Origin of the sequence: Bacteriovorax stolpii, assembly GCF_002872415.1 — a bacterium.
GTDB classification, from domain to species: Bacteria; Bdellovibrionota; Bacteriovoracia; order Bacteriovoracales; family Bacteriovoracaceae; genus Bacteriovorax; species Bacteriovorax stolpii.
The window spans coordinates 865,356-890,623 of sequence record NZ_CP025704.1 but is presented as its reverse complement, the minus strand read 5'-3'; the positions used below and the strand labels follow the sequence as shown (position 1 = coordinate 890,623).

29 protein-coding genes and 1 other RNA gene are annotated in these 25,268 nt (G+C 39.5%); 15 read left to right on the top strand and 15 right to left on the bottom strand.

Features of this window, described 5'->3' with window-relative positions; genetic code table 11:
* The first annotated feature begins 16 nt into the window (after window positions 1–16).
* Both C0V70_RS04220 and C0V70_RS04215 read left to right on the top strand, forming a co-directional pair.
* On the top strand, window positions 17–1,687 hold the full coding sequence (locus C0V70_RS04220; RefSeq protein ID WP_133566709.1) for a hypothetical protein: 1,671 nt from the start codon (window positions 17–19) through the stop codon (window positions 1,685–1,687).
* Window positions 1,684–3,069, top strand: coding sequence for an anti-phage END nuclease (locus tag C0V70_RS04215; RefSeq protein WP_102242622.1), 1,386 nt, complete (start codon window positions 1,684–1,686; stop codon window positions 3,067–3,069). The genes C0V70_RS04220 and C0V70_RS04215 overlap by 4 nt, the downstream gene beginning before the upstream one ends.
* A 153-nt stretch (window positions 3,070–3,222) precedes the next feature.
* Here the strand turns inward: C0V70_RS04215 and C0V70_RS04210 are convergent, their stop codons facing one another.
* The 5 genes from C0V70_RS04210 to C0V70_RS04190 all read right to left on the bottom strand — a co-directional run bounded on the left by C0V70_RS04210 (window position 3,223) and on the right by C0V70_RS04190 (window position 6,443).
* Window positions 3,223–3,885: a HEPN domain-containing protein gene (locus C0V70_RS04210; protein WP_102242621.1), complete on the bottom strand. Its 663-nt coding sequence runs from the start codon at window positions 3,883–3,885 to the stop codon at window positions 3,223–3,225.
* A 21-nt stretch (window positions 3,886–3,906) separates the two neighbouring features.
* Window positions 3,907–4,953, bottom strand: a complete 1,047-nt coding sequence (locus C0V70_RS04205) for a tyrosine-type recombinase/integrase (RefSeq protein WP_102242620.1) — start codon at window positions 4,951–4,953, stop codon at window positions 3,907–3,909.
* Window positions 4,954–4,965: 12 nt separating this feature from the next.
* Window positions 4,966–5,325, bottom strand: coding sequence for a helix-turn-helix domain-containing protein (locus tag C0V70_RS04200; RefSeq protein WP_102242619.1), 360 nt, complete (start codon window positions 5,323–5,325; stop codon window positions 4,966–4,968).
* 297 nt (window positions 5,326–5,622) lie between these two features.
* Window positions 5,623–5,993, bottom strand: a transfer-messenger RNA (tmRNA) gene (gene ssrA, locus C0V70_RS04195).
* 18 nt (window positions 5,994–6,011) lie between these two features.
* On the bottom strand, window positions 6,012–6,443 hold the full coding sequence (locus tag C0V70_RS04190) for an OsmC family protein (protein WP_102242618.1): 432 nt from the start codon (window positions 6,441–6,443) through the stop codon (window positions 6,012–6,014).
* 117 nt (window positions 6,444–6,560) lie between these two features.
* On the opposite strand from C0V70_RS04190, the gene C0V70_RS04185 reads away from it, so the two are divergent.
* The 3 genes from C0V70_RS04185 (at window position 6,561) to C0V70_RS04175 (ending at window position 7,940) form a co-directional block, all read left to right on the top strand.
* Window positions 6,561–6,806, top strand: coding sequence for a DUF3253 domain-containing protein (locus C0V70_RS04185; RefSeq protein WP_102242617.1), 246 nt, complete (start codon window positions 6,561–6,563; stop codon window positions 6,804–6,806).
* Window positions 6,803–7,276 (top strand): 3-hydroxyacyl-ACP dehydratase FabZ family protein, encoded by a 474-nt coding sequence (locus C0V70_RS04180; RefSeq protein ID WP_102242616.1) that lies wholly within the window; start codon window positions 6,803–6,805, stop codon window positions 7,274–7,276. The genes C0V70_RS04185 and C0V70_RS04180 overlap by 4 nt, the downstream gene beginning before the upstream one ends.
* Before the next feature lie 256 nt (window positions 7,277–7,532).
* Entirely contained in the window at window positions 7,533–7,940 is a 408-nt protein-coding gene (locus C0V70_RS04175; RefSeq protein WP_245915667.1) for a hypothetical protein, read from the top strand.
* Window positions 7,941–8,011: 71 nt separating this feature from the next.
* On the opposite strand, the gene C0V70_RS04170 is transcribed toward C0V70_RS04175, so the two are convergent.
* Both C0V70_RS04170 and C0V70_RS04165 read right to left on the bottom strand, forming a co-directional pair.
* The gene (locus C0V70_RS04170) at window positions 8,012–9,037 is read right to left on the bottom strand and encodes a class I SAM-dependent methyltransferase (RefSeq protein WP_102242614.1); all 1,026 of its coding nucleotides are present in this window, start codon (window positions 9,035–9,037) and stop codon (window positions 8,012–8,014) included.
* Between the two features lie 91 nt (window positions 9,038–9,128).
* Window positions 9,129–9,389: a PepSY domain-containing protein gene (locus tag C0V70_RS04165; protein ID WP_102242613.1), complete on the bottom strand. Its 261-nt coding sequence runs from the start codon at window positions 9,387–9,389 to the stop codon at window positions 9,129–9,131.
* Between the two features lie 173 nt (window positions 9,390–9,562).
* On the opposite strand from C0V70_RS04165, the gene C0V70_RS04160 reads away from it, so the two are divergent.
* A complete protein-coding gene (locus C0V70_RS04160) occupies window positions 9,563–10,282 on the top strand; it encodes a cytochrome b/b6 domain-containing protein (RefSeq protein ID WP_102245443.1) in 720 nt (239 codons plus the stop codon).
* 9 nt (window positions 10,283–10,291) lie between these two features.
* Window positions 10,292–10,798, top strand: a complete 507-nt coding sequence (locus tag C0V70_RS04155) for a helix-turn-helix transcriptional regulator (RefSeq protein WP_102242612.1) — start codon at window positions 10,292–10,294, stop codon at window positions 10,796–10,798.
* 4 nt (window positions 10,799–10,802) lie between these two features.
* Here the strand turns inward: C0V70_RS04155 and C0V70_RS04150 are convergent, their stop codons facing one another.
* Entirely contained in the window at window positions 10,803–11,492 is a 690-nt protein-coding gene (locus C0V70_RS04150) for a hypothetical protein (RefSeq protein WP_102242611.1), read from the bottom strand.
* Window positions 11,493–11,494: 2 nt separating this feature from the next.
* Window positions 11,495–12,076, bottom strand: coding sequence for a GNAT family N-acetyltransferase (locus C0V70_RS04145; RefSeq protein WP_102242610.1), 582 nt, complete (start codon window positions 12,074–12,076; stop codon window positions 11,495–11,497).
* Window positions 12,077–12,226: 150 nt separating this feature from the next.
* Between C0V70_RS04145 and C0V70_RS04140 the strand changes: the two genes are divergently transcribed.
* The 3 genes from C0V70_RS04140 (at window position 12,227) to C0V70_RS04130 (ending at window position 14,778) form a co-directional block, all read left to right on the top strand.
* Window positions 12,227–14,041 carry a M3 family oligoendopeptidase gene (locus C0V70_RS04140; protein WP_102242609.1) on the top strand — a complete coding sequence of 605 codons (1,815 nt, stop codon included), beginning with the start codon at window positions 12,227–12,229 and terminating at the stop codon, window positions 14,039–14,041.
* 134 nt (window positions 14,042–14,175) lie between these two features.
* Complete coding sequence (locus C0V70_RS04135) at window positions 14,176–14,469, top strand: type II toxin-antitoxin system RelE/ParE family toxin (protein ID WP_102242608.1); 294 nt, start codon at window positions 14,176–14,178, stop codon at window positions 14,467–14,469.
* A 9-nt stretch (window positions 14,470–14,478) separates the two neighbouring features.
* Entirely contained in the window at window positions 14,479–14,778 is a 300-nt protein-coding gene (locus C0V70_RS04130; protein WP_102242607.1) for a HigA family addiction module antitoxin, read from the top strand.
* On the opposite strand, the gene C0V70_RS04125 is transcribed toward C0V70_RS04130, so the two are convergent.
* Both C0V70_RS04125 and C0V70_RS04120 read right to left on the bottom strand, forming a co-directional pair.
* A complete protein-coding gene (locus C0V70_RS04125; RefSeq protein WP_102242606.1) occupies window positions 14,775–16,082 on the bottom strand; it encodes an MBL fold metallo-hydrolase in 1,308 nt (435 codons plus the stop codon). The two genes, C0V70_RS04130 and C0V70_RS04125, sit on opposite strands and share 4 nt — an antisense overlap.
* A 9-nt stretch (window positions 16,083–16,091) precedes the next feature.
* Complete coding sequence (locus C0V70_RS04120; protein WP_102242605.1) at window positions 16,092–16,937, bottom strand: restriction endonuclease; 846 nt, start codon at window positions 16,935–16,937, stop codon at window positions 16,092–16,094.
* 109 nt (window positions 16,938–17,046) lie between these two features.
* Here C0V70_RS04120 and C0V70_RS04115 point away from each other — a divergent pair, with 109 nt between their 5' ends.
* The 4 genes from C0V70_RS04115 (at window position 17,047) to C0V70_RS04100 (ending at window position 19,796) form a co-directional block, all read left to right on the top strand.
* Window positions 17,047–17,775 carry an SDR family oxidoreductase gene (locus C0V70_RS04115; RefSeq protein WP_102242604.1) on the top strand — a complete coding sequence of 243 codons (729 nt, stop codon included), beginning with the start codon at window positions 17,047–17,049 and terminating at the stop codon, window positions 17,773–17,775.
* Window positions 17,776–17,875: 100 nt separating this feature from the next.
* Window positions 17,876–18,301: a hypothetical protein gene (locus C0V70_RS04110; RefSeq protein ID WP_102242603.1), complete on the top strand. Its 426-nt coding sequence runs from the start codon at window positions 17,876–17,878 to the stop codon at window positions 18,299–18,301.
* 280 nt (window positions 18,302–18,581) lie between these two features.
* Window positions 18,582–18,848: a helix-turn-helix transcriptional regulator gene (locus C0V70_RS04105; protein WP_102242602.1), complete on the top strand. Its 267-nt coding sequence runs from the start codon at window positions 18,582–18,584 to the stop codon at window positions 18,846–18,848.
* A 165-nt stretch (window positions 18,849–19,013) separates the two neighbouring features.
* On the top strand, window positions 19,014–19,796 hold the full coding sequence (locus C0V70_RS04100) for a S1 family peptidase (protein ID WP_102242601.1): 783 nt from the start codon (window positions 19,014–19,016) through the stop codon (window positions 19,794–19,796).
* A 54-nt stretch (window positions 19,797–19,850) separates the two neighbouring features.
* Here C0V70_RS04100 and C0V70_RS04095 read toward each other — a convergent pair whose 3' ends face one another.
* From C0V70_RS04095 to C0V70_RS04085, 3 genes are read right to left on the bottom strand one after another with little or no spacing between them, the layout of a single operon-like run.
* Window positions 19,851–20,276 carry a hypothetical protein gene (locus C0V70_RS04095; protein ID WP_102242600.1) on the bottom strand — a complete coding sequence of 142 codons (426 nt, stop codon included), beginning with the start codon at window positions 20,274–20,276 and terminating at the stop codon, window positions 19,851–19,853.
* Between the two features lie 6 nt (window positions 20,277–20,282).
* Window positions 20,283–21,086: a DNA/RNA non-specific endonuclease gene (locus C0V70_RS04090; protein WP_102242599.1), complete on the bottom strand. Its 804-nt coding sequence runs from the start codon at window positions 21,084–21,086 to the stop codon at window positions 20,283–20,285.
* A 5-nt stretch (window positions 21,087–21,091) separates the two neighbouring features.
* Entirely contained in the window at window positions 21,092–21,940 is an 849-nt protein-coding gene (locus C0V70_RS04085) for a hypothetical protein (RefSeq protein ID WP_102242598.1), read from the bottom strand.
* A 93-nt stretch (window positions 21,941–22,033) separates the two neighbouring features.
* On the opposite strand from C0V70_RS04085, the gene C0V70_RS04080 reads away from it, so the two are divergent.
* The gene (locus tag C0V70_RS04080) at window positions 22,034–22,384 is read left to right on the top strand and encodes a DUF1232 domain-containing protein (RefSeq protein WP_102242597.1); all 351 of its coding nucleotides are present in this window, start codon (window positions 22,034–22,036) and stop codon (window positions 22,382–22,384) included.
* A gap of 17 nt (window positions 22,385–22,401) precedes the next feature.
* Here the strand turns inward: C0V70_RS04080 and C0V70_RS04075 are convergent, their stop codons facing one another.
* Window positions 22,402–25,254, bottom strand: a complete 2,853-nt coding sequence (locus C0V70_RS04075) for a hypothetical protein (protein WP_102242596.1) — start codon at window positions 25,252–25,254, stop codon at window positions 22,402–22,404.
* Window positions 25,255–25,268: the final 14 nt, after the last annotated feature.

The following is a 25,268-nucleotide window of genomic DNA, read 5'->3' as shown; positions in this document are numbered from 1 at the left end:
ACAAGAATACGTTGGAATGATGAAGGAAGAGGCTGAACTTGAGTCATTAGTTTTGTCTCTAGCAACATCGATTGGATTAGATATTATTACAGCACCACAAAAAGGAGTTCGGCAACATGGGGTTGATATACATGCTGTAGGAATCGACCCTGAAGATGGCGTTCAAAAGAATTTCCTTATTACAATTAAACAAGGCTACATAAACAGAACAATTTGGAACGAAGGTAATCAAGGAGTGCGAAGTAGTCTCGATGAAATTATTGATGTCTACATTCAAACAAAGCTCAGCATTGAGAATAAAAAATTACCATCGAAAATCATTTTATGCTGTGGAGGTGAATTAAAAGCCGAGGCAACTGAAAATTGGAATGGTTACACTTCAAAACACACAAATCTTCAATTCGACTTATGGAATGGGAGCAAGCTATCTTCTTTGATAGAAGACCATCTTTTAGATGAAAATATTTTCATTGAAGACATTAAGAAAAAAATGAGACGGACCTTAGTTGTTTTATCTGACTTCGGTTATGATCTTTCACATTACAAAGAAATGTTAAATGATTTTCTTTTCGGTGATGAATGGAAATCGCGAACAGAAAATTCACTAGAAAAAAAGGCCATCAAAGCATTATCGATGATTCCCGTTTGCCTTGGAATGATTCACACGTATTCAAAAGAAGTTGAAAATTCGAAACACCCTCTAATCGCAGCCGAATTTACCTTACTCCGCACTTGGGACTTTATTCAAAAAAACAACTTAGAAAAAAATATCAAAATTTTTTCAATTTATAATGATATTTTTAGTATGTACTCGAATTTCGGTGCAGAGTTTTTTAATAAAATAAATCCACACACACAAATACCAGACGGAATTACAATACACTGTCGCAACTCAATAACTGCATCTGAAGTGGTTTTTGAACAAATCGGAATTTTAAGTTCTCTAGGGTTATCACAAGCACTTTGGGGTATTGCAACCAAGGATGAAAAAAATATTGAGAATGCTAAAATTATTTCTGATACTTTGAAAAACGTAATTTCAAACAATGGAATATCGGGTTCGCCGTGCTTTGATGAAATGACAACAGACATTACCCTAGCTGTAATTCTTTTATATATTAATGGCGAAGCAGAGTTTATTAAAGACTGGTTCTTTAACATTGTTCAACGTTTTTCCTATTCTTACTGTGTATTGGGTAAAGGCTTTCCAATTGGTTATGACTCAATAGAAACATTGGTCGAATTTGAAAAAGAAAAAAATCATTCAAAAGAAGAAATGTCATCGACATCTATGCTTTTAGCAATGATTGGATATTGGTGTGCTATTCTTGATGATAAAAAATTATATCCTGAACTTGTGGACTTCATTGAAACTAAATTACCCCACTGTACTGTACAAATGTGGTTCCCAAGAAAAGGAATCAAAGACCAAATATACAAAGAATACGCATCTAACGAGTTTGGAATTGCAGAGGCCCCAATCCATTTGCCCAAATCCATCGAAGAATTGCGTGAACGCTTGTTAAAATTTATTGATTTTTCTGCAAAATCAGATTCTTTTGAAACAGTTTGGAATGATTCTCCACCAGCTTTACCATTACTAGCTTCTCGTCATTTCAGAACACCTGTTATTCCATTTTTCTGGTTAAATTTTGTTAAAGGTTTCTCCGACGAGGCTTTGAAATGAAAATCTTTGCCAACGAAATAAATAACAACTACTTTAGAAATCTTGTAAATATGGTTCCAAAAGCAAGCAAGCTTGAAGTTGCAGTTGCCTACATCACTGAAGAGACACTTTTTGCAGAAGCACTAAAATATAATATTCCTGTGAGTATTTGGACTTTAATGAACGATGAAACATCAATACGAACACTGGAAATTTTAAAAAAGTACTCTCAGTATCCAAAGTTTAAAATTAGTGTATTCAGAGATCATTTTCATGCAAAAGCGATTTGGTTTCACGGCGTGGGGTGCTATTTTGGCTCGGCTAACCTATCTGACAGTGCCTTGAATAAGAATATAGAACTAGGTGTATTTGTTAACCAATTGGACGCAGCACAGGAGACTAATTTACAAGATTTAAAAGCATTTTTTTATAGCTTAAAAGACTACTCCGCGATTGTTGATTTTAAGACTATCTCTAATTTGCACTCCAAGATTAAAAAACTTAATTGGTCAGCTTCATTGGGAGAAATTAGGAAAGAAAAGAAGGAAGATCTGAATGAATTAATCAAATATTTAGATGAAATTTTTAAAAACGTGAAAGAGCCAAGCAGAAATCAAACGAAAGATTCACTATCTAAGCATCATTTTATCACTGAATGGAAGAGCACAATACAACTACTCAATGAAACAGCTAGTGATTATAAACAATTTGGTAAAAAACCAATCTGGATTCCTATCAAAACTCACATAAACATTGAAATAGACCGAATGTTAAGTTGGTATTATGACAACCACATCAAGGATCGCAAACAGGGAAATGTTTATTCTATCATCCAAGAGTTACATGATGACAACGTGGGAAAAGGTAAAGAAAATATGGAATTGGTTTTTAAATTATGGTCAGATCTTAAAGAAGAGCCTGAATTTGGCCTTGCTGATTTTTTTGAAAGAGAATCTTTCATTATTGCAGACCATCTTTCTCCATCTAGAATTTTAAATTTAAATGACGAGGAACTTGCAACCGTCGTTTATCATTGCCACGCTTTATCTGGATATATTGACAAGTTCAATTCGTATGAAGACCTTGGCATTGAGAGAAAAAAGGGGACAAGAGTTAGTTTGAAAGACAAGTCTCTGGCGTATGTAAAATCGACTTTATCCGGAACAAATGATGAAGGTCTTTCTATCAAAGATGTATTGAATTACTTTATTTGGGGTGATGGACTCCTAGAGCAACGCTTGTGGGATTGCCTTGGAGGAGATACAAAATATACTTTCTCTGGAATTGGTAGAAGTTCGCTAGGTGAACTTATTGGCCGAGCTAGACCATCTGAATTTCCTGTACGTAATGAACGTATTTCAAGGACTCTATATGCTCTTGGCTTCGATGTAGATTATCAGTGATGATTTGACATTAACACGAGGAAGTTACTATCAGTAGGCCCGATGATTGTTTTAATGATAATTAACAAAACAGATAAATTGAAACTTATAAGGTACAAAATCAGAATGAAGCAATATTACTAGCCCAAAGGTTATAAGGACATTTTTGTAGTTTTATTTCAAAACAACATTTCCAAAATCGACCTCTAGCAACGAATTTCCATCTTTAATCACAGAATCTTTAAATACAAAAGGCTTTTCTGGATTAAATGCTTTTAACTCCATTGTAATTTCTAAATGCTCAACTCCAAAAAGTTGAAAAGCAAAAAAATGCTGTGGCTCGCATTTAAATTTTTCTTTATTCTTATTTTGACTTATATAATTTTCATAATTTTTTATTTCATTCCGATGGCCAGAAAAATAGACCTCACTGAAAGCAAAATTTGCTGCTTTAAAAAAACTAAATACTTGGTAAAAAATATAATCCAATTCGGCTAAAAAATGCTTTTCTCCAAACTGAATTTCTTTTCTAGCTCCATAATCAGAAGTGTATCTAGACCCATAAACCTTTCCCAACCATTTTAAAAAATTTCTATCAAAAACAAAGAACTTATCAAAAATGCTTTCATTTCTTTTAAAGATTTTAGACGGATCATGTTCAAAGTGAATTTTAGTATCACTTTGAACATACAAAAATGCCTTTAACAGTTTCTCAACTGCGGTACAAGCTAACTGTATTGAATTTAAAATAAACTGCTCCCGCACCAATAAGCGAGAAGCGCAATAATCATTCATTGCATCTGCTGCCAAACGATGTGCTATTTCATGATTTTTCATGCTCCACGTCCTGTTGTTAAGTTACAAAAAGTTTAGCGAATTTGTAATACCTTGTATATTAATCCCCGACTTCCTTATATAAATCTGCATTGTCTTCAAATCTTTCCATCCTCCCATAGACATAATTTTGATTGGCTCAATTCCTTTTGAAAGCATGATCGTGGCCCATGAAGCTCTTAGATCGTGAAAACGAATTAAGGGAAGATTTAAGGACTTTAAAAAATCTTTTAATGGTTTTGCCTGTGTCCCAGTTTCCCAATCTCTAATTCGTGGTAAAACAAAATCATCAGTAGTTTTTTCTTTAAGCTCAATCAGAATTGGAAGAAGGCTTGGTGCAATCTCGACTACTCTATCATCACCAGATTTAGTCTCCTTAAATCCGTTTATCTTATTCCAAGAATGAGTGATGTAGATGATCCTCTTTTTTAAATCAACGCTCTCCCACTTTAAAGCGTAAAGCTCGCCATTTCTAAGGCCAGTGTAACAAGCTAAGGCCCAAACATAAAACCACTCATGATTTTCTTCTCTGGCTTTATTTAAAAGAATCCTTATCTCATCTTCCGTAAGCATTTTTTTAATTTTTTCATTCTTCTTAAATTTTAGTTTTGGACATGGATCACGTGGAATTATGTTTTGCTCAACGGCGTATCTAAAAACTGCTCTTAAAATCTTAAGCATACTTTTTCTATGGGCCTCAGAAAATTTCGATAAATCTTCTTGGATAAAATCTCTTATTTCTCCTGTCGAAAATTCATTAATTCTTTTCTTACTCCAAATATGAAAAGTATTTGCTTCAATACATTGCTTGTAATTTTTAACTGTGTTCTTAGCGTTGCCGCAATTGGCATAGTATTCTAAAAATCTTGCTACGATCTCCGGCCATAATGGATGAAGGTTTTCATTAAACTTTTCGCTTAATTTAATAATAAGTTCTTTGTATATTTTTTCAGCCTCTGCCTTCGTCTTAATTCCTCTTCTGCTAATATTTTTTGCCTCTCTCGTTACCGGATGTCTTCTGTGGTAAGAAACAATGTAATAATTTTTCTTTTCATCAAATTTAATTCCCACGTTGTCCCCCAATTACCCTAAGAAAGTATTTAAGAAAGCCTTAACAGCTTTTAATTTTGATGAGTCGAGCCTTTTAATCATTTCTATGCACTCGCCTCTCATGTTCTCAGGAAGAACAATATCGCCTCTAAGCATTCTTTCGAATTCTTGTAGCGAAAATCCATAAGCGTCTAAGAATTTCTGAAGAGTTTCTTTGTCGAGATCTCGCCTGCCGTGCTCGGTATGGCTGACGGTTGAGTCAGAAGTTCCCATAATTTTTCCTGCTGCCCTAACAGATAGGTTTCGAGACTCACGTAGGTACTTAAGAAGTTTTCCTTCTTTGCTTTCAATTTTCAGATCACATCTTCTGGATTTCTTTTTTTGATGTTGCATAACCACTCCTTATATTTGGTTGTGAATAAAAAATTTCATTCAAAACGCTACTCAGAGTAGTTCTACGATTTCAGAAACTTGGGTCTTTGTTTTGCCACTTTTTTGGATTTTTACTACACAGCTTAGTCCATCAAAAATGTCTGTAGCCAAAGAGTTGGCTACAAATAGCCACATCGAGACAGTTTTAAACAGTTTCAGACAGGCTTGTTTTCAAAAACAAAAACGCAAGTCACCGTAATGAAGTAGTTGATTTCAAAAATGTTTAAGGAGAAGAGGTGTCCACCACCGGAAATCCGATGGTGGAGGTGGTGGGAATCGAACCCACGTCCAAAAGGCCATCTATAAAGCGGACTACGTGTGTAGCTTTGAATTCTCGTCTCAAAGCGAAGACTATAAGATTCGTGAACCTTCAAGCCCGGTGATTATTAAGCGTCACTCCCGGCTACTCGCTTGCCTCCTTTAAGTCGAGACAGACTTGTTGCCACGCTTGTTTTTATTGGAGGTGGCCTCCGCAATGACTAGGCTTAAATTAATTAAGCAGCTAGAGCATAGCCGTAATCGTTAGATTCAGCATTTAATTTTTGATCCCCTTTTTACCAGGACCGTGGTGATCAACCTGGACACGCCCACTAAATTTCAGTACCCCCTGTCGAAACCGGTGCACCCCCATTTAGAGATAGGTTAGCTTAGCACAAATGGTGGTGAAAAATCACTTTAGTTTTTACGGAATTTAGGATTAAACAACTTCCCTCAATTTTAGTGAGAAGGCGCTGCGCTCTCTCGGCGTGACTGGCCCCAGAGAGGTAGGAATCCAGGTAAAATTCCTTCATTATAGGGCGTCCACTCTCATCCAGGTCCACAATAAGCTTCGTCTCCACCTTGAGGTCACTAAATGTCAGTGCCGACTTGTGAGCGGCAAATTTAAAAGTCGCCACAAAGCAGTTCGTGAGCGCCAGAAGATAAAGATCTTCCGGGGAGTATCCTCCGCCCTCGCCTTCAAACTCCTTCGGGATGGCCACCGTTAGAGGTAGTTGATTAAAAGCGTTTGACTCCCAAGGCGTATTAAGCCCTGAAGTGGCGTTGGTAGTTGCGTTAAAAACGAGAGGGTATTTTGTCATAAAAGCTCCTTAGGGAAACTCTAATCCAAAAAAAGATAAATGAGAGCTTCACAACTCTTAGACCGTGTCCGGTCAATGTCTACCTCTCTATTGGTGATCTTTCCGCTATGATGAATCATGGACAAAGACAGTATTAGAAAAAAGATCATTGCTCTCACAAGCGCGCGCTATCCTAAGACGATTTGTCCTAGTGAAGTACTTCCCAGCGAAGACAAAAAGAATAAAGAAAAAATGGAGCTCGTGCGCGAAGTGGCCAGAGAGCTCGCAGATAAAAGTCTCATCGAGATCATGCAAAAAGAAAAAGTCATCGACTACACCAATATTAAAGGGCCGATTCGGCTAAAGAAAAAGGAATCCACATGAGTATTAACATTCATAAGCGTCTTCACCACCGCGCTCCCTACCTGATGGTGGATAAAGTTCTTGAGCATTCAAGTGAACATATTGTCGCTGCAAAAACTCCTGCACTTGAAGACTTCTACATTCAGGGGCACTTTCCCGGCGCTCACGTTGTACCGGGTGCGATAATGCAAGAGATGACAACGCAAACAGCGGGTCTTTTAATTGCTGAACACCACTCACCTGTGGCCGACTATGATTCAGAGGCGACCAAAGGTTATGCTTTGGGAGTCTTGAGATCTGTTCACAATTCAAAATTTAAGAAGTTTGCTCGCCCAGGAGAAAAGCTTGAAATTCATGTGCGACTGATTGAAAAAAATGAGCAGCTCTTTCGCTTCAAAGGGAGCATTACTGTGGGCGAAGATAAAATCATGAGCAATGAGTTCACGCTGATCAATATTAGCGACACTCACATTTTAGATAGTCTCCTGTAGACTTTGCAAAGCACAGAGAAAAAGCTCTAGTAATTTCATAGGGCTAGTATTGAATAAGTATTTTTAGGTATGCAATCTATGAGGAATGCCTAGAAAACTTTTAATTCGATCAAAAAACCTTCCCTATCATGTGACTTCTCGATCACATAATAAAGAGCCTTTTTCTGTGCCGATGCCTCTCATGTGGCGACTAACCAAGGAAAGCCTCAAAGAAGCCTATGCTATCCACCCAGTAGAACTGATATCATTTGTTCTCATGACGAATCACTACCACATGATTCTTGTGACTCCTGAAGGAAATCTTGATGAATTTATTTACGAATTTAATAAGAGGCTTGCATTAAAAGTTCAAAAAGTATCGGGAAGAATTAACCAGGTATTTGGTGGAAGATATAAATGGTGCCTCATTCAATCGCAAAATTACTTTATGAATTGTTACCGTTATGTTTATCAAAACCCTGTGCGGGCCGGGATTTCGAGGGATTGTCAAAGCTATCCATATAGTACGATCCACCATTTAATCGGCAAAGGCTCGTTTGTGATTCCAATACACGACCGGTATGGCTTTAAAGATGAGTATGGGCTCAATTGGATCAATAGTGAAATTGCAGAGAAGGAAAAAGAAATTTTGAGAAAAGGGCTTTATCGGTCTCTGTTTTCTTAAAGACCCTAAAGGCTCTAAAGGCTCCAGCAGACTTCGCGCTGCGAAGTCTGCTGGAGCCTTTTATGAGCCTTTTATTTAACCGCTGAAAAATATTTTGAGAGAAGATGAAACTCCGATGAAATGTCTTTGAAGTTATTCTTTGCGAGTGCTTCAGAGACATCCCATTTCGTGTAGTCGCGGTAAAAAGGCTCATGGTAATCCCTTGGGAAATTATCCAGCACCTCATTTAACCTTGAATCATCATCCATTTGAATCGAATCACACAAGGCCACCACACCTCCGCTTTTTAAAACGCGGAAAGATTCCCTGAAAACCTCGTCGCGTACTTGACGAGGAATTTCGTGGAATAAAAAGACGCTATAAACCAAGTCAAACTGCCCATCCTTAAAAGGAAGCTCTTCGGCACAAGCGACATTAAAACTCACGCGAGAATCAGTAATCTTTTCTTTGGCGAGGTTTAAGTATTGTTCAGAAATATCCGTGATGATCAATTCATTGAAATCAAAACTCTTAACAAAGTCGCCACTCATCGCCCCGGTTCCCGCGGCAACTTCTAAAACCTTAAAAAACTTTTTTTCCGGGAAGCGTTTTTTAAGGTGGCCAATAAGCATGCGCCTCATGGCCTGAGCGGTTCCGTTAAAGAGGATTTCAACCTGGTGCTCGTAAAGGGAAGCTGAATGATCTGAAAAATACCCATCTGTCTGGAAGTGGTAATTTCTTTTTAAATAATCCGGGGCTTCGATTTCCGCATCAAGGTCCTTCGTCTTTCCTGTTTTTCTTCGGCGGGAAATGCTAACGGAATCCATTAAGAGTTTGGGCAAACGAAGCAAATGGTTTTTGGGGTCAAACTTTAAAAGCAAGTCCTTTGGGTAGTACCCTTTTAGAACATTGTTGGCATCTTGCAGGTAAAGATCCAGGACTTTTTCTCGCATCAGTTTAATTAAAGCTGGGTCATCCTCTTTTTTAGGCGCCTTTACAAAAGGCTCCATCATACGATTTAAGTGATAAAGCATTTTGTACTCCGACATGTAGAGGAAGGACTTTGAAAAGTTCAAGGTCACCAGCGAATTTAAGAAAACTTTTTCTTTGTTCATCATGGACCCATCTTAAATGAGTTTTTGGGAAATGAGACTTTTACAATTCTTAGACGGGCACAAGACTTAGGCCTGTGCCCGAATAAAAGACGGTTTATTTCTCTTTTTTCACAGAGCCATCGACCGGATTGAAGTAAATCTCGACTTTTTTGCCATCCTTGTTAGTCCCATAAATTTCATAACAAGTGCCAGGTTGTTTGAATTTTGCGATCGTGTAACCTTCGGCCTCGACCTTCTTTTTAAAGTCCGCTTCCGACATCCACTTCTCTTTTGGTTGATCAGTGCAATCTTTTTTTGCAAAGGCAACCCCTGAAGCAAGCATTAGGCTCATAATCGCCAATAAATAATTACGCATCTTATTTCTCCTGATTGTTTTCTACAGAATCATTTCTGTTTGATTACAAAGTACCCCCATTTAATAAAACCTCCATTGGTCAAATGACCTAAAGGCTTGAATAAAGAGTCATAGGTCTTTTGGACCATGGAAAATGAATGAGTTTAAGGCATGCTCTAATCACTGGAGGATTTATGCGCAAACAACTTATCTACGACTTGCCTACAAGAATTTTTCATTGGAGCTTTGCCCTCTTATTTGTCTTTGCTTTTATGGTGGCCAAAACCATCGATGATGAAAGCCCTATTTTTGCTTATCACATGCTGGCAGGCCTGATGTTAGGAGTACTGGTTATTCTGCGAATCGTTTGGGGAGTCATCGGCACACGATACGCACGATTCTCATCATTTGCCCTCTATCCTACAGATGTCATAGAGTACTTTAAGGGGTTGTTTTCTGGTGATAAAAAACGCTGGAGCGGACATAATCCGGCCTCAAGTTGGGCGGCACTTATCATGCTGACTTCTGCCCTCATGCTGGCCATCACGGGAATTCTCATGACCTCAGGTCATAAAGAAGCTTTCGAAGATTTACATGAACTTTTTGCCAATCTTTTTTTAGTCACAACTCTCTTACATGTCGCCGGAGTTTTTCTCCACAGTCTTCGCCACGTAGATGGAATTGCGTTCTCCATGCTTCACGGGAAAAAAGAAACAGACCATGGCCTAAGTGGCATCTCGGGCCACAAACCTATGGTCGCTCTTTTACTGATCTTACTCATAGTTGGTACCGGGACTTACCTTACAAAAAATTATGATACTTCTGCGCACGAGTTAAAAATCTTTGGAAAGACACTTTCTTTAGGTGATAATGAGGGCAAAGAAAATGAAAGCGAAAATGAACATGATGATTAGAGGTTGATTGTGGGCCATAAAGAAAAATGGGTTTTAGTAAGCGTATTAAGTGCAGTTTTTCTTCTTGTCTCAATGGACATTATAAGTGATTCCAAAGAAGGTGTAGTTATCTGGCACTTGCTCCTTGAAGGCAGCATGGGTCTTATTTCTTTATTTGGGATTTTTTATATTTTAAGAGATTCGTTTCAAACCAAAAAAAGCCTGATTGAAACCAGTCAGAAATTTTCTGCTTACCGTGAGGAAGCAGAAAAATGGAGAGCTGAATCTAAAAAATACTTAGAAGGATTGTCTCAGGCCATTGATGATCAGTTGAGTAAATGGGAACTCACGGCAGCGGAAAAAGAAGTGGCCTTCCTCTTACTCAAGGGTCTTAGCCTTAAAGAAATTGCCAGTGTGAGAAACACAACAGAAAAAACAGCACGAGTGCAATCGATGGCCATTTATGCGAAGGCGGGACTCTCAAGCAGGTCGGAGCTTTCGGCCTTTTTTCTTGAAGACCTGCTCGTGCCGCAATAACCTCTTACTTCTTTCTATAAGTTTTAAATTCTTCCAGTCGATTGGTGAACTCCGCAACCTCAGCTTCATTGATAGGTGCTTTTTGCTTGCGGTACATGTCTTTATAACAAAGCAAGGCTTCTTCATATCTGCCTAAGCAGGCCAGAGACTGAGAGCTGAAATAATTAATGTTATACCAATCGGGCATATACTTTTCGTATTTCTCAAAATGCATAAGAGACTTCTCTGCCCACTCTTCTGACAAAGGAATGTTTCCGGCCTTTAAAGATTTTAAGGCAAGCATTGAAGAACCCACACAAGCACTGTAATGACCATTTTCGCTTTGAGGAATAGTTTCAATCCCAAGTTCATACTGCTCTTGGTGTAATTCAAAGAACCAATAATATTCATTCCTCACACTAAATTGAAATTTAAATGGCCACTTTTTAAAGTTGGGATCAGCGATAAGCGCTTTAAAACCATTGTTTCCAATTTCACGGTATCTTTTTGATTCTTCTTCACTCAGTCCAATCTCTGCCGAGTAATCTCCATGCGTAACTGCATAATGATAACGAGCTACACGGCTTTCTGGAAACTCCTTTAGAAAATCAATCGACATCTCTACAGCTTTTTTTCCATGACCAGCATTATAGGTCTCTCTAATTTTTGCCGCTAACTCTTCTTCTCTTGGTGAAATCGAATTCTCTTCATTCATTATTAATCCACTTTTTTAAAGTAATAATCGTATCTGTCCTTGCTCTTAAACTTCACCAGCTTGATTAATTTTCCCCAACGCTCATGGGTCTCTGATCCAACAATGACGTATTTTGCTTTTAACTTAAGTGAAATGATTCTTGCATTTGTCGGCGCGTGCTGAGAAGAAATTCTGGCGTAACCTAGACCGAAAATATATTTCTCAAATTCAGCTAGAAATTTTTTATAAACGCCCTTGTCCTGATGGGCCGGAAGAATACCTGTGTTTCTCATATAGAAAGTTTCAAAATCTTCCATCTCTCCCTGCATCCATCCCACTACTTTTCCTTTGTGAGTAATCAGAAAGCGCTCCGAATGAATCTTGCGGTACTCTCTGTAACAAGGATCAAGGGCCTTATCTTCTTTTTTATTGGGAGTAAAACTCATTCCAGGAGGGAAAACTTTTTTAAAGATCTTCATTTGCTCTTTATAATAAACATCCCTGTCAGCGGCGTATTCGATTGTGTAATCTTTAAACTTGATTGGGAAATGCTTATCTCTTTTTTGCTCTGCTAATTCGGACACTGTTAATTGTGATTTTTTCATTTAAGGCCTTGGTAAATTAGACACAGTCCATTAAATTCTATTTAGAACTAGAAAAATAGAAAGGAAAAACTGTACAAGTTTAATTCAACATCGCATCACCCGAGTTTTATGCTATGATTTGCACCTTATTTCATCTTCACCGAGGTTAAAATGAACGATCTACAAACAATTTCCTGGGACAACACAAACATCTACAAAGATTTTAACGACCCTCAAATTGAAAAAGACTTAGCACTCGTTGTGGAATCAACGGCCATTTTTGAATCAAAAGAGGCCCTTTATAAAAACCTCATCAACCAACTGGAAACGAACAACACCACAGACCTCTACAAAAACTTAGAACTCACTATCGAGCTCTACCACCGTTATCTTGAAACTAACATCACCTACTACCAGGTCATGGTCTATTCAATGACGGCCCTGTCGGTGAATACACAAAACAAGGAAGCAAAAAACCTTCAAGCAAGAGGACAAAAACTTTGGACGAATTACCTGAAGGCGTTTAAGCCCATTTCCATTTGCGTGCAACGCTCACCGACTGATTTCTTAACTCTCTTCCTGGACGACAAGAGAACAAAAGAGCTTCACTTCGCTCTTGGAAGACAGCGCGAACAAAACGATCACTTGTTGAGCACCAATGAAGAAGTTCTTCTGACGGGTTTTGCCCTTGATGGTCTTTCTGCTTGGGGAAAACTTTATAACGAAATTTCTGGAGCGCTTAAAGTTAACGTCGATGGTGAGACAATGGCGCTTTCAAGTGCCAACAACCTTTACTCTAATCCTGATAGAAAAAAACGCGAAAGTGCATATCGAGCGATCAATGAAGGCTGGCGTGGGCAAGAAATCAGCGCATGTGCGATTTTAAATTCGATTAACGGCTGGAGAAATGAAAACTACAAAGTGAGATCGACAAAAAAACAACTGCACTACCTTGATCAAACTTGTCATGCGGCCAATATCACGAGAACGACTCTTGATGCTTTAATGAACACGACTTTCGACAAGAGAGCTTTTGGGCAAGAGGTTTTAAGGACGATGGCCCGCGATCTTAACGTCCCTCAAATGGGCCCATGGGATTTAATGGCGCCTTATCCAGCTAAGACGACAGCAAGTAAAATCAGTTTCCCAAAGGCCATTGAAATCATCAAGGCCGCTTTCAGTGAAGTAGACCCTTCGATGGCAGACTTCGCTCAGATGATGGCCGATAAAAAATGGATTGATTGTGCTCCATCTGAAAACCGCGCTCAGGGAGCTTACTGTACAGGCTACGCCAAAGTCAGAGAGACTCGCGTGTTTATGACTTACGATGGAAGTATGAAAAACGTGATCACGCTTGCTCATGAAATCGGCCACGCTTACCACAATTGGGTGATGAAAGATTTGCCTATTAGCGAATGTTCGTACCCTATGACATTAGCTGAGACAGCTTCGATTTTTGCAGAAACAGTTGTGCGCGATTATCTCTTAAAAACATCCGAATCAAAAGATGAGCTAAAGGCCATCCTATGGCAGGAGATCCAATCCGTTCAAAGCCTGATGATCAACATTCCGGCGCGCTATGAATTTGAAAAGCGTTTTGTCGAAAAGAGATTAGAAAAGAATGTCACGGTAGAAGAGACGAAAAATATCATGATTGAAGGCCAGAAAATCTGGTACGGCGACACGCTCTCTGAATATGATGAGATGTTCTGGGCAAGTAAGCTTCACTTCTCAATGTCGGAGAGAAGTTTTTATAACTACCCTTACCTCTTTGGATACCTGTTTAGCTTGGGGATTTACTCTAAGCGAGAAGCCCTTGGAAAAGACTTCCATGCTCGTTATGTAGAGCTACTTAAAGACACAGGTCGCATGACGGCAGAGAACTTAGTAAAAAAGCACTTCAATGAGGACATTTCAAAAAGTGATTTCTGGCTTCGTTCTATTGCGATTGCAGAGAAGGCGTTTGAGAAATATAAATCACTCTAATCTTTATCAATTTTTTAAAATTTCATCAAAGCCCCTGAACTATTTCAGGGGCTTTTTATTTTTACCGCCTCTGAAATCTTGCACTAACTAAATCATTAAAAAGTTTCTCTAGGGTATACCTAGATGAGGTATAAATGGTTATTGTCAGTTTCAGGGAGATTCAACTTCAAGATTTTATAGAAACGGGAATTCCTCCCAAGAATTGCCAATGGAAATTTTTATCTAAAGTAGTTTTAAGAAAGCTGGATATGTTAAACTACGCAAAACGGTTGGATGATTTAAAAGCTCCACCTGGAAACAGGCTCAAAGCTCTTAAAGGTGATTTAATCGGTCATTACAGTATAAGAATTAACGACCAGTGGAGAATTATTTTTATCTGGAGTGAAGATGGTCCAGCGAATGTTGAAATAGTTGATTACCACTTTTAAAGAGGCCTTATGAATAAAATAAACTATCAAAGACCACCGACGAATCCAGGAGAAATTCTTTCCGAAGAATTTTTAAAACCTTTGGGATTAACTCAGAAAGAATTGGCCGACCATATACAAGTTGATATCAAAGTGATTAATCGACTGGTAAATGGAAAAACGACCTTATCTGCCGAAATGGCCTTAAAACTCGCTTCTTCTTTTCAAACGACGCCAGACTTCTGGCTATCGGCCCAATACGAAATTGATCTTTATAGAGCAAAAATGTCTCTTCCAAAACTTCCCGGCGCAATTATTAAGACTAATTAATTTTCTGCCTGAGCAATATCACACTTCTCAAACCCTAAGCTCTTAAGCTTCTTTCTCAGGGCGACCTTGGCATCAGGGTCGCCATGGTTAAGGTAAATATGAGTCGATTTATCCAGCTCGCTGATCCATTCAATAAGTTCATCCTGATCCGCATGTGAAGAGAAGGCCTGGGATGAAATCACACTTCCTGACCAGTGGATGATTTTCCCTTCCTCATTCTTAACTTCACGAGCCCCTTCGCTTAGTTTTCTTCCGGCCGTATTGGCCGCCTGGTATCCCGGTAAAAAGAGGACGGCATTTTTATCGGCCTGCCAATTTTCCAGGTAACGCCAGATTCTTCCCCCTGTAATCATCCCACTTGAAGAAATGATGACAATAGGGCCTTTTTGTTTTTGAATGGAATGCCATTCGCGGATGTTGTCGATTACTTCGACATCCCCCAGAGCATGCCTAAGTTCCTCGGCCATTTCAGTGAGCTCGGTGAACTGTTGATAGATGCGGTTAGCTCCACTCATCATCGGTCCATCAATCACAAAGCGGACTTTATCTTCCGGATGCTCAAAATTGTATTGGTGAATGAGTGTGATTAAGAGCTGGGCACGAGAGACGGCAAAACTCGCGATGATTCCAACTTTTGATTCTTTCTTTACGAGTTTTAAAAAGTCAGCGAGATCTTTTTGCAAATCCCCTTTTCTTAACTTCCCACCATAAGTTGATTCAAGTACGACCACGTCCGCTTTCGGACAAGGAGGAGGTGGCGAATTGAGTGGATCATCATGTCTTCCCAGGTCTCCTGAGAAGACGACGCGTTTTTTGTCTTCATCCTCAAAAAGATATGAGACGGCTCCTAAGATATGTCCGGCCGGAAGCATGCTTACTTTTAAGTCGAGGAAAGAGAAAGTTGAACCCATTTCTTTCACAACAAAAAAAGATGTCGTCTTCACGACTTCTTCCACCCCGTAATAATTTTTAAGCGGGTGGTTTTCCGTTTCCTCAATGATGTGGGCACTGTCGGCCATAATAAGTAGAGCGAGCTTCATCGTTGCTCGCGTACAAAAAATACTTCCTCTAAAACCAAGCTTCACTAAATGGGGAATCGAGCCTGAGTGATCAAGGTGAGCGTGTGTAAGAAAAATGGCCTTTATGTCTCTTGGATCAAAGGGCAGTGGATCAAGGTTTTTCTGCACACTCTCTAAACTTCCCTGGTGCATTCCGCAGTCAACCAGTACTTTCCCGGAAGGAGTTTGAATTAATGTCATTGAACCGGTCACTTCATCAGTGGCACCGACAAATGTAAGCTTCATAAAAATCTCCTATAATCCAAGCAGTGTGTGAATATCTTTAATGACCGTGCTCACTTCTTCAGGCTTCATGCCGATTTTTAACATCAGCTTGTCTTCAGTTAAAAGTTCTGAGCACAGGATAATTTCTCTTTTTAACAATTCTTTGCAATGAACTTTTTTTAAGCGCACGAGCGCGGTAATGGGATAGAGTTTATGTTTTTTAATGATATCTAAAAATGTCTCCCCTTCCGGAGCATTCACTCCTAAGAGAAGAAGCCCCACACCTTCGGCATAAGTGATGGCGTCTTTAGTAAAAACAGTGTTAGTGGCCAGGGCGTAACCGCGCAGGTATTTTCCATCGGGCCCATTTTTTAAATCATCCCATCGCGCTTTGACGTAAAGGGCGACCTTGATATCGTTTTTCTTTCCACCGTTATTGTGGAATTTGCATTCAGTGTAGATATTGTAATTGGGCTTTGAAGCGACGACATCAACTTCGTGGCGGACAATTCCTCCCTGAAGAGTAACACCGACACTCGTTTGATAACCCTGGTTTTCAAAATATTTCCCGACAAAATGTTCAAACTCATAACCAGTCGGTCCTAAGTTTAAAAGGGCGCGCTTTAACGAGTAGTGAGCTGCCGCTATCGGAGACTGACGTTTCACCAGCTTAATGGTCTTGCGGTAAATATCTTTTGACGTCGTCCCATCAAGCACACTACTAGAAACAGTTTTAGAAATGCGCTGACAGTCTTTTTCTTTTAGTCCTGATCGTCTCAGAGAGTTTCGAAGTTTTTTCTCGGAAAATTTTTCAATCTCTCCGCTTGATTTAATAATTCGAAATTTTGGTTTTGGTCTTAAATTGGTGTGTTTCATCTTGAAGAAAATTATAACAAAGATACTCTCCTTGTAAAACGATGAGGTCCGCTTACCGCGAGAAAATACCTGCTATTAAAACTATGATTCTTATCAGTAGGAGGTCATTATGGAATTTCGTGACAAAATAGTTTTAATTACTGGGGCCAATCGTGGAATAGGTAAAGCTTTAGTCGAAGCGTGTCTAAAAAAAGAAGTCAAAAAAATATACGCCTGCGCTAGAGACAAAAATGCTCTTTCTGTCTTTCAAGATGAAAGAATTATCCCTCTGACACTTGATATTTCCAATCAGGATCAAAGGCTTGCGGCAGCCAACATGGCCCTTGATGTACAAATCTTGATCAACAATGCAGGTGTTTTGCACCCTGGTAGTTTATTTGGTGAGAGCACTCATGATTTTAGAGAAGACATGGAGATTAATTATTTTGCCACCATTGAAATGATGAGGGCCTTTCTTCCAGTGCTCATGAAAAATAAAGAAGCGCGCATGATCAATATCGCTTCAATTGCAAAGTTTACGAACTTTCCTTTTATTGCAGGTTACTCCGCTTCAAAGGCAGCACTCTACTCCATCTCTCAAGCTGCAAGAATTGAGCTCGCCCAACACAACATTCCTGTTCATATTGTGAATCCAGGTGCAATTGATACTGACATGAATAAAGGCAGCACAATGCAGATGACTGCGCCCCATGAAATGGCAATGAACCTCTTAATTGACGTGGAGGCCGAAATTGAAGACATCATTCCGGATAAGATTGGAAAAAGTATGTATGAAATCTGGGAGCGCTCGCCAAAGGAGCTCGAAGCACTTTCAAGACAGCTGTTTTTCCAAAACTAGACAAATAATCAAGAACTTACCCCCTTCGATAAAAGAAATTTTAGCTTCGAAGGGGTTGCAACTCTAGCGCCTGCGTTATAAACAAACGCCCGGAGGTTCTATGAAAACATTAATCGCAACTTCTCTTCTTTTAACTGTAGTAAGCGCCTTTGGTTACGAGCGTCCGGAAGACGGGCCAATGACAGCTAAACAAGCTGACCAATTAAGAAATGCAGTCACTGTGACCATCACAGATGTTAACGAAAGAGCATTCTCTAAAAAAGCAAAAGCTAAGTATGAAGCGGTTCTTATGAATCCATTCACACGTTCAATCACGTGCGATATCGATTTAACGAGCACACTTAAAACTGAAGCAATCGATTCTAAAAAACACGTTGGCATCTATGCCCCTGCAAGATCTGGTCAAAAAGTGACTGGTGAAATTGATATCAAGCACGGAAAAAAAGGTGAAGAAGACGGACTTCAGTGGATCAACGCTAAAGGGACTGCTGTTACGACTTCAAACTGTAGATTTATTGACCAATAATCTCTAAATAAACTGGCAGAGTCTTCTGCCAGTTTCCATATTTTAATCATTTAACATTTTCCCCTTCATCTTTTGTTTGCACTTGATTTTTGCTTATTGACCAGTACGTATTTTTTACGTACAAATAAGGAGTCATCAATTGTGACAAGAGTCGTTATTTCGAGAAATGCGGAAAGAGACCTTAAGAAAGTCCCCTCATATATTTATCAAAAGTACTTATACTGGGTTGATCTAATAACAGATATCGGACTTCAAGAGGCACGCAAATTTAAAGGATTTCATGACTACTAAAAAAAATGAAACTTTAAGCTTAGGTGGATTCTTAAAGGCCCATCGCCAGGGTGAAGAACTCTCTCAAACAGAGTTCGCCAAGTTTCTGGGGATCTCCAAGCAACGTCTGTGTGACTTGGAAAAAGATAAATCCAATGTCAGCATAAAACTGTGTATAACACTGGCTAAAAAAATTGGTGTTCCACCCGAATGGCTGGCCAAACTCTCAATTCAACATCAATTAAGAAAAGAAAACTTAAAATTAAAAATTCAATGATGAAGTAATTTCAAAGTAACTTTTAGAATTTCACAAAATCCACAAAGCCGAGTTCTCTACTCGGCTTTGATTCTAACCAAACCCTAACAAAATATTACATTACTGCAAATGAATTGCAGATTTGTCCATGAGGTCTATCATCTTATCTATCAAGGATGGTAATTTATGAAAAATATTTTCAATCTCTCTCTTCTATCATTAACAGTACTTTTCTCAAACGCTGCGATCTCTCAAGATAAGATCGTTGGTGGTGTCGTTGTTGACCCTGCTCAAACTGAAACAAGATACATCGTATCTATCGGTGGTGGGTGTGCTGGTTCAATCATTAATGAAAAATGGATCCTTACAGCAGCTCACTGTAAGTCGATCTTCACTCGCCCAATCACAGGTGGAAACGTTGACCTAAACGCATCTGGAAGAATTAAGCTTGAAGTGAAGAAATCTTATATTCACCCAAAAAACAACGCTAGCAAATACAGCTACGACTTCGCTCTTCTTGAGCTTAAAAACCCAATCGACTTCGAAGCAACAGGTCTAAGAAGCATTGGAATGATCGATCCTGAGCTAGTTAAAACTGGGGCAATCGATGCTGGTGTAGTTTCTACTGTTCTAGGATGGGGAGCTACAAGAGAGAACGGAAGTGTTTCATACGTTCTAAGAATGGTTGATGTTCCAATCGTAAGCAATGAAACAGCAAACGCTCCAACTTCATACAATGGTCAAGTTGATTCAACTATGATCGCAGCAGGTTTCCCTGAAGGACAAAAAGATTCTTGCCAAGGTGACTCTGGTGGACCACTTACAATCACTGGAACAGACGGACGTCCGGTTCTTGCTGGTGTAGTAAGCTGGGGAAGAGGATGTGCAAGAGCTAAGTACTATGGGATCTATGGAAACGTAGCTGTAGCTCACCCATGGATCATGGAAACAATCTCAGCTTCTAAATAAGTTCTCAAAAAATAAGTTTCGATGAAAAGGCCGAAGAGAAATCTTCGGCCTTTTTTATTTTGAACAAGTGTAAGCAGTCACTCTCGCCATGGCCTCAGGAATTTCTTCTTCCTTTTTAATCCCAGAAAGTTCAGTTCCTTCGCATCTCGTGTTGTCACAGAAACCGAGTTCGAAATACTCTGAGTAAACACAGATCACTGTCCCCTTCTCAAAGCCTTTGGCCTTAATCACATTAAAGGCCCTGATGTCTCTTTTTAAACTTAGAGCACTATCGCTTGAGAGCTGCTCCAGAATTGTCTCCCAATAAGTCTGAGAGAATCCTTCGTATTGCTGGAAATTTCTGTAATAACGATTGGCGATTTGTAGGTTTGTACTTGAGAAATCGCGCATGAATTTTTCCTGAACACTTTTTTCCATGACAGGAGTTGAAGAACATCCCACCACTGAAAGTGCGAGAAGGGACAATAGAAGTGAACGCATATAAACCTACTTGCTGCAGTCTGCTTCTTTCCATTCATTCGTACTGGCCGGCATTCTGATCTTGCCATTCAGGTCAGGGAATTCGCGGTTAAAAGCAATACCAGTTGCTGATTCAATCTTTTTAAGTGGGATCATTCTTTCTGCGAGCATGTCACCGCTGTCTTCCTGATAATACATAAAAGCGATGGCCTTTTTCGGAGGCGTTTCATCGATGATGATCTTAAAGAAGGCTTCGGGAATTTCTAATCCGCTAGGAAGTGTCGTCAGACGCTCTTTTAAAACGGGTCCAGTGACAACTGTTACCTTCTCTTCTCCACAGGCCCATTTTCTCACTTGCTCTTCAAGTCTCTTCCAGGCATCGCGGTTTAGTTTAGGTTTTTGAGGCGCCATATTCGACATAACAAAAGTTAAATCGTTAGCTTCCTGGCTCCAAGCAAAATCCGCAGAAGGGGCCATGTGACCTCTGTCGTAACCTGTTTTGACATACTCAGCGCTGACAACAAAAGGAAGATTCTTTTGTTTTAAAAGTGGATCAGGGATGAACTTGTCTTCACGTGAGGCTTCTTTTGCTTTTAAATGCTCTGCTGTGAGTTCGTAGCTTACGAAATTCGGCAGGCGTCTTTTCATATTATATGAAATCTTAAAAAACTTATGATCGAGCACAATTGTATCGCGAAGCTCAGCGGGCTGAGATTTCTCAACAGACTTAACAACTTTTGTTGTTGATTTTGGAGTCTCTACTGGTTGCTGCGTCGGTTTTGTCGCACAACCTGCAAGGAGTAAAAAAAAGAAGACGTTACGTAATTTCATAAAACCTATTCTGGTCTAAAAACAAAACTCAGCATGAGAAACCATCCAATAACTGGACTTGCTCCTGCTCCCATGACCGGTGGTGGGTAGTGACCAAACTCAGTAATGATAAAAGCAGCTGAAAGATAAACAATAAATGCGATTGAAAGAGTTCTCACCGTTTCAATGCGCTTAAGACTCATATAAATAAATGGGAAAAAGAGAAGAAGCGAAATCCCTACCATCCCGATGTAACCTAGAGGCCCCAGACTCTCCATCAAGGTAAAAATATCTTCAACGTATTCAACCGGCTCAAGCAGATCGACTCTGTTCCAGGCCAGACCAGTTGTCACAATTGCAATTAAAACAGCGGCCGCGCGGATCTTTGCGCTCATTTTATTTCTAAAGAAAAGAACTAGCCCTGCCAAAACAAAACATGTTGTCTGGCCAGCATCGGGTTGGAAACCAAGAACTGTTGCGACAGCTGCAAAAAGAATCACACCGTGAAGGTATTTTTTTTCATGAAGCAATTGGTGCATACAAAAAAGAACAAGCGGAAGCACAATCATCGACACATTAATATTAAATGACCCAAGCACAATCCAGCGGTGGACTTCGCTTGGTCCAGGAAAAAAGAAACAAAGAAGCAGAAGTAAAAGTGACACAAACGATAACTGGAGAACCAGAGATGGTCTTCTGTCGTTCCATCGCGAAGCCAGAAGATAAACTAAAGGGATACCTAAAACAGTCGCAATAGCATTTGGGTAGAACACTTCAGCGGGAATTCCCATTGAATAAACTGTGTACATCCCAAAAAGGACAGCTAGGATTGGGCCAATAAAAAAGAGAGATGATTGTAGTTGAGCTTTTTTCATAGTTTATCTTAGCTTATTTTTTGCCTCTCAAACAAGGAGAGATGATTAAGATTATTAGTTCCATCACTCAATGATAGTGTTATCATACCCGATATGAAAACTTTTTTTATTGATCTAAAGAATTTTCTCAAAGACACTGCCAACGATGAACGCATCCCAATGCGCGATAAAAAAGTTCTGCTGGCCATGGTCGCTTTACTGCTTTCTCCCATCGACATTATCCCAGACTGGATACCTATATTTGGTCTGATTGACGATGTGATTATCCTTGGACTGATCCTGGATTACTTCTTCAGTGTTTTAGATCAAAGTATTCTTCTGTCTCATTACCCATGGGGAATGAAGAGTTTTGCCCGTCTAAAAAGAGTGGCGAGATTTATGTCGTTTTTTGTTCCGGGAATTATCAAAGACAATTTGTGGAAATATACAAGGGACCCATTTTAGGTCCCTTGTGATTTTATCTATTCAAAAGAAGCATTAACCAGAAAATCTACCTGATTCACCTTGCCACCATTCGGGCGCTGAATGTTGGAATAAATGACATCGATATCTGTCGGGATAAAGTAGAAAAGATTCGTTTTTAAACGCGCTCCCGCAAACATTGAATGAATCGTTTGTTCTTTATAAAGAGTCTTCTCCAGGATGATTCGATCAGCATAAAGTGACTCTCTACCTAAGAGTAAGTGAGCTTCTTTAAAGAAAATCGGGACAAGTCCCCATCCCCTGTTGATATACCAGAAATTGTAATCCAAATGCAGTCTGAAAGTGAAAATCTCGTTACCGTAAGCATTGTTGTATGGAAGCCCATAAAACTCGTGCCAGCGGATATTGTCCAGAGAGTTGACTCCCCCACCATAGATAACACCTTGCCTGAAGCCGTCTTTAAAAAGTTTTCCGTAAGAAAATTTTAATCCACCAACAAGTCTTTCATAGAAGCGTCCTTCTAGCTTTAAAAGAGATTGCACGCTGTAGTAATCATCCCCGATATCAGGTTGGTTATTTTCAAACTTCAATTGGAAAATAAGTTTTTGGAAAACATCATCAAAAGTCTGAGCGTTGTAACTTAAAACATTGCTTAACCCAAAACTTTTAACTGTTCTATCAGAGATGAAGTCATCTGTTTTTGTCTGACCAAAGAAAACTCCCGGAACCATCGTCCAGCGCTTCATCAGGATAGCGTAATGTGTTCCAACACTCCATTCTGTCGTCTGATCTACATTTGAGCTGAAATCTGTTTTTGAATACTCGTGGTTGAAATAAGCACTCAATGACCATAAGTCGCTCACAGGTGCAAGCTTGTGAGTTAGAGTGAAGTGCCCACCGACTTTGCTTTCTTCAGGATAAGTTAGAACTGAGGCATCTAAAATCGTTAAATCCATTGGGTCAGAGAAAGTTGTCATGGCCCCATAGCTTGAAAGATTTTCGCTCGAACCAAAAGCGATAAACCAGTAATGTGGAATAAAGTGGTAAGCTTTCGGAAACGACTCTGCTTTGGACTGATCCAACGTTAGCGGCACTTCCTCGTTCTTAAAAGAAACCTGGGTCATCTCGACATTTTGAGCTTTACCGGCATTTCTTTTTAAATAGGCCATGCTCTCTTTCAAACTCATGTCTTTTGTTTTTAAACGGTTTTCTAAAACCAACACACGCTCATCGCCAATTTCTGCTGATGTCACGCGGTTAAGAAGATCTTTTCCCATGTCGCTGACTGAAACTTTTTTAAATCCGTCATTAAATTCAAAAAGTCTTAATGAATCCTTTTCTCTTAAAACAAAGAAATTTTCATTTTGAATTGGCAGATCAAAAAACGTTTTTGATTCGTAGACTTTATATAAACTCTCTAACGTCAGGTCACTGACATAAAGTGCCGTCCCCAGTTCCTTGCGGTTTAACTTAACCAGGATTTTCTGCCCAACTTTCTTAAAGAAAGCTAAGTTTACGTCAACTCCGAAATAATGAAGAATATCACTATCCGTCACAGTCCCCTTTGCCATATCAACTTTTTGTCTTTCAATAATCCAGCGGTTGTTCACAAAGCTGGCCGTTAAAAAGCGGTTATTCCCTAAACCAATGACATAACTCGGGTCGTTTTTTAGAGGAAGAGTGTAATCGGCCTGCAGCGTTTCCGTATTCACCAGTTTCCAGACGCGGTTTGCACCTCGAAAATAAGGGTCTTCATTAAAAGCGACGATTAAAAATTTTCCGTTATCGCTGATCTCGTTGTCTACTTGTGGGACTGTCGTCATTCCTGAAATATCAGAGATGGGATACGAGAATTGAGCAACCAGCATATTCACATTTTCTTGCAGGTCATAACTAACAAGAGCTTCACTTTTTCTATACTGCTCTACTTTAAAAAGTGTATTCCCGTCGAGGTAAATACCTTTTTGGAGATCATCACTTCCAAAAGCATTGCTAATTTTATCACCCCATGCTTCATTTTCTGGTGTCTGTAGTGGTTGTGAATTAATCAAACGCTCGCGGAATTCTGTAAATGAGTCTTCTGCATTTTGTCCCGTACAAATACTAAAGACGCGGTTAAGAAGAAAAGGAATTTTTGAAGAGTTCTCTTCCACCAGACACTTGATTGTCCCCGGTTTCTTTTCTTCCATATACTCCATAAAATGAGCGCCGGCCCAATAGGCCAGAGACCCATGTGGATAAAGACCTGGCTCATCAAGGCAATCGATCGTCTTGCAATAATCAGCGCGCAGGAATTGAATTAACAATTCTTTTCTAAAAAGAGGATTGTTCAATCGACCATTTTTTGAAAGATGAGACTCGGCCCAGACCGCAATCCCCTCTGTAAACCACCTTGGAACTACCATTACTGGAAACTTCGCAATTGATCCGAAGATATTTCGACCTAGTTCTAAAAAATCCCTCGTTTGATCAAGATGAGTGACGTGAACGTACTCGTGAAAGATAAGACCTGTAAGCCAATCCTCCATAACGATAAGGTGCTCATTATTGCTAGGTGGAAACTTATAAAGATTGATAATATCAGTCGGAAATGTGCGCGCATTCCCATTTGTCAGCCTTAAGTAAGGATCTACGTTGAAATGCACAATAGTTCTAGGGACATACTGGAAGTAGTTGATCGCTTTAATCAGGTCTGTTTTTATCACTCGTTCCGCTTTGAGCGCAACATCAAGATCTCTTTCGTCAAAGTGAATCTCTGCTTGAAGAATTCCGTAATCTGATTGAACGCTGACATTGATGGTTTTTAAAGAGACACTTTTTGCAAATCCCATTGGAGAAATGAGAGAAACAAAAAGAATTAGCGCGAACATAGAAACGCGAATTCCGACCATTTTTTTCTTCCTTA

Coding starts and splice junctions, on each gene's coding strand:
- C0V70_RS04220 (WP_133566709.1), top strand. CDS start 17: ATGATGAAGGAAGAGGCTGAACTTGAGTCATTAGTTTTGTCTCTAGCA.
- C0V70_RS04215 (WP_102242622.1), top strand. CDS start 1,684: ATGAAAATCTTTGCCAACGAAATAAATAACAACTACTTTAGAAATCTT.
- C0V70_RS04210 (WP_102242621.1), bottom strand. CDS start 3,885: ATGAAAAATCATGAAATAGCACATCGTTTGGCAGCAGATGCAATGAAT.
- C0V70_RS04200 (WP_102242619.1), bottom strand. CDS start 5,325: ATGCAACATCAAAAAAAGAAATCCAGAAGATGTGATCTGAAAATTGAA.
- C0V70_RS04190 (WP_102242618.1), bottom strand. CDS start 6,443: ATGACAAAATACCCTCTCGTTTTTAACGCAACTACCAACGCCACTTCA.
- C0V70_RS04185 (WP_102242617.1), top strand. CDS start 6,561: ATGGACAAAGACAGTATTAGAAAAAAGATCATTGCTCTCACAAGCGCG.
- C0V70_RS04180 (WP_102242616.1), top strand. CDS start 6,803: ATGAGTATTAACATTCATAAGCGTCTTCACCACCGCGCTCCCTACCTG.
- C0V70_RS04175 (WP_245915667.1), top strand. CDS start 7,533: ATGACGAATCACTACCACATGATTCTTGTGACTCCTGAAGGAAATCTT.
- C0V70_RS04170 (WP_102242614.1), bottom strand. CDS start 9,037: ATGATGAACAAAGAAAAAGTTTTCTTAAATTCGCTGGTGACCTTGAAC.
- C0V70_RS04165 (WP_102242613.1), bottom strand. CDS start 9,389: ATGCGTAATTATTTATTGGCGATTATGAGCCTAATGCTTGCTTCAGGG.
- C0V70_RS04160 (WP_102245443.1), top strand. CDS start 9,563: ATGCGCAAACAACTTATCTACGACTTGCCTACAAGAATTTTTCATTGG.
- C0V70_RS04150 (WP_102242611.1), bottom strand. CDS start 11,492: ATGAATGAAGAGAATTCGATTTCACCAAGAGAAGAAGAGTTAGCGGCA.
- C0V70_RS04145 (WP_102242610.1), bottom strand. CDS start 12,076: ATGAAAAAATCACAATTAACAGTGTCCGAATTAGCAGAGCAAAAAAGA.
- C0V70_RS04140 (WP_102242609.1), top strand. CDS start 12,227: ATGAACGATCTACAAACAATTTCCTGGGACAACACAAACATCTACAAA.
- C0V70_RS04135 (WP_102242608.1), top strand. CDS start 14,176: ATGGTTATTGTCAGTTTCAGGGAGATTCAACTTCAAGATTTTATAGAA.
- C0V70_RS04130 (WP_102242607.1), top strand. CDS start 14,479: ATGAATAAAATAAACTATCAAAGACCACCGACGAATCCAGGAGAAATT.
- C0V70_RS04125 (WP_102242606.1), bottom strand. CDS start 16,082: ATGAAGCTTACATTTGTCGGTGCCACTGATGAAGTGACCGGTTCAATG.
- C0V70_RS04120 (WP_102242605.1), bottom strand. CDS start 16,937: ATGAAACACACCAATTTAAGACCAAAACCAAAATTTCGAATTATTAAA.
- C0V70_RS04115 (WP_102242604.1), top strand. CDS start 17,047: ATGGAATTTCGTGACAAAATAGTTTTAATTACTGGGGCCAATCGTGGA.
- C0V70_RS04110 (WP_102242603.1), top strand. CDS start 17,876: ATGAAAACATTAATCGCAACTTCTCTTCTTTTAACTGTAGTAAGCGCC.
- C0V70_RS04105 (WP_102242602.1), top strand. CDS start 18,582: ATGACTACTAAAAAAAATGAAACTTTAAGCTTAGGTGGATTCTTAAAG.
- C0V70_RS04100 (WP_102242601.1), top strand. CDS start 19,014: ATGAAAAATATTTTCAATCTCTCTCTTCTATCATTAACAGTACTTTTC.
- C0V70_RS04095 (WP_102242600.1), bottom strand. CDS start 20,276: ATGCGTTCACTTCTATTGTCCCTTCTCGCACTTTCAGTGGTGGGATGT.
- C0V70_RS04090 (WP_102242599.1), bottom strand. CDS start 21,086: ATGAAATTACGTAACGTCTTCTTTTTTTTACTCCTTGCAGGTTGTGCG.
- C0V70_RS04085 (WP_102242598.1), bottom strand. CDS start 21,940: ATGAAAAAAGCTCAACTACAATCATCTCTCTTTTTTATTGGCCCAATC.
- C0V70_RS04080 (WP_102242597.1), top strand. CDS start 22,034: ATGAAAACTTTTTTTATTGATCTAAAGAATTTTCTCAAAGACACTGCC.
- C0V70_RS04075 (WP_102242596.1), bottom strand. CDS start 25,254: ATGGTCGGAATTCGCGTTTCTATGTTCGCGCTAATTCTTTTTGTTTCT.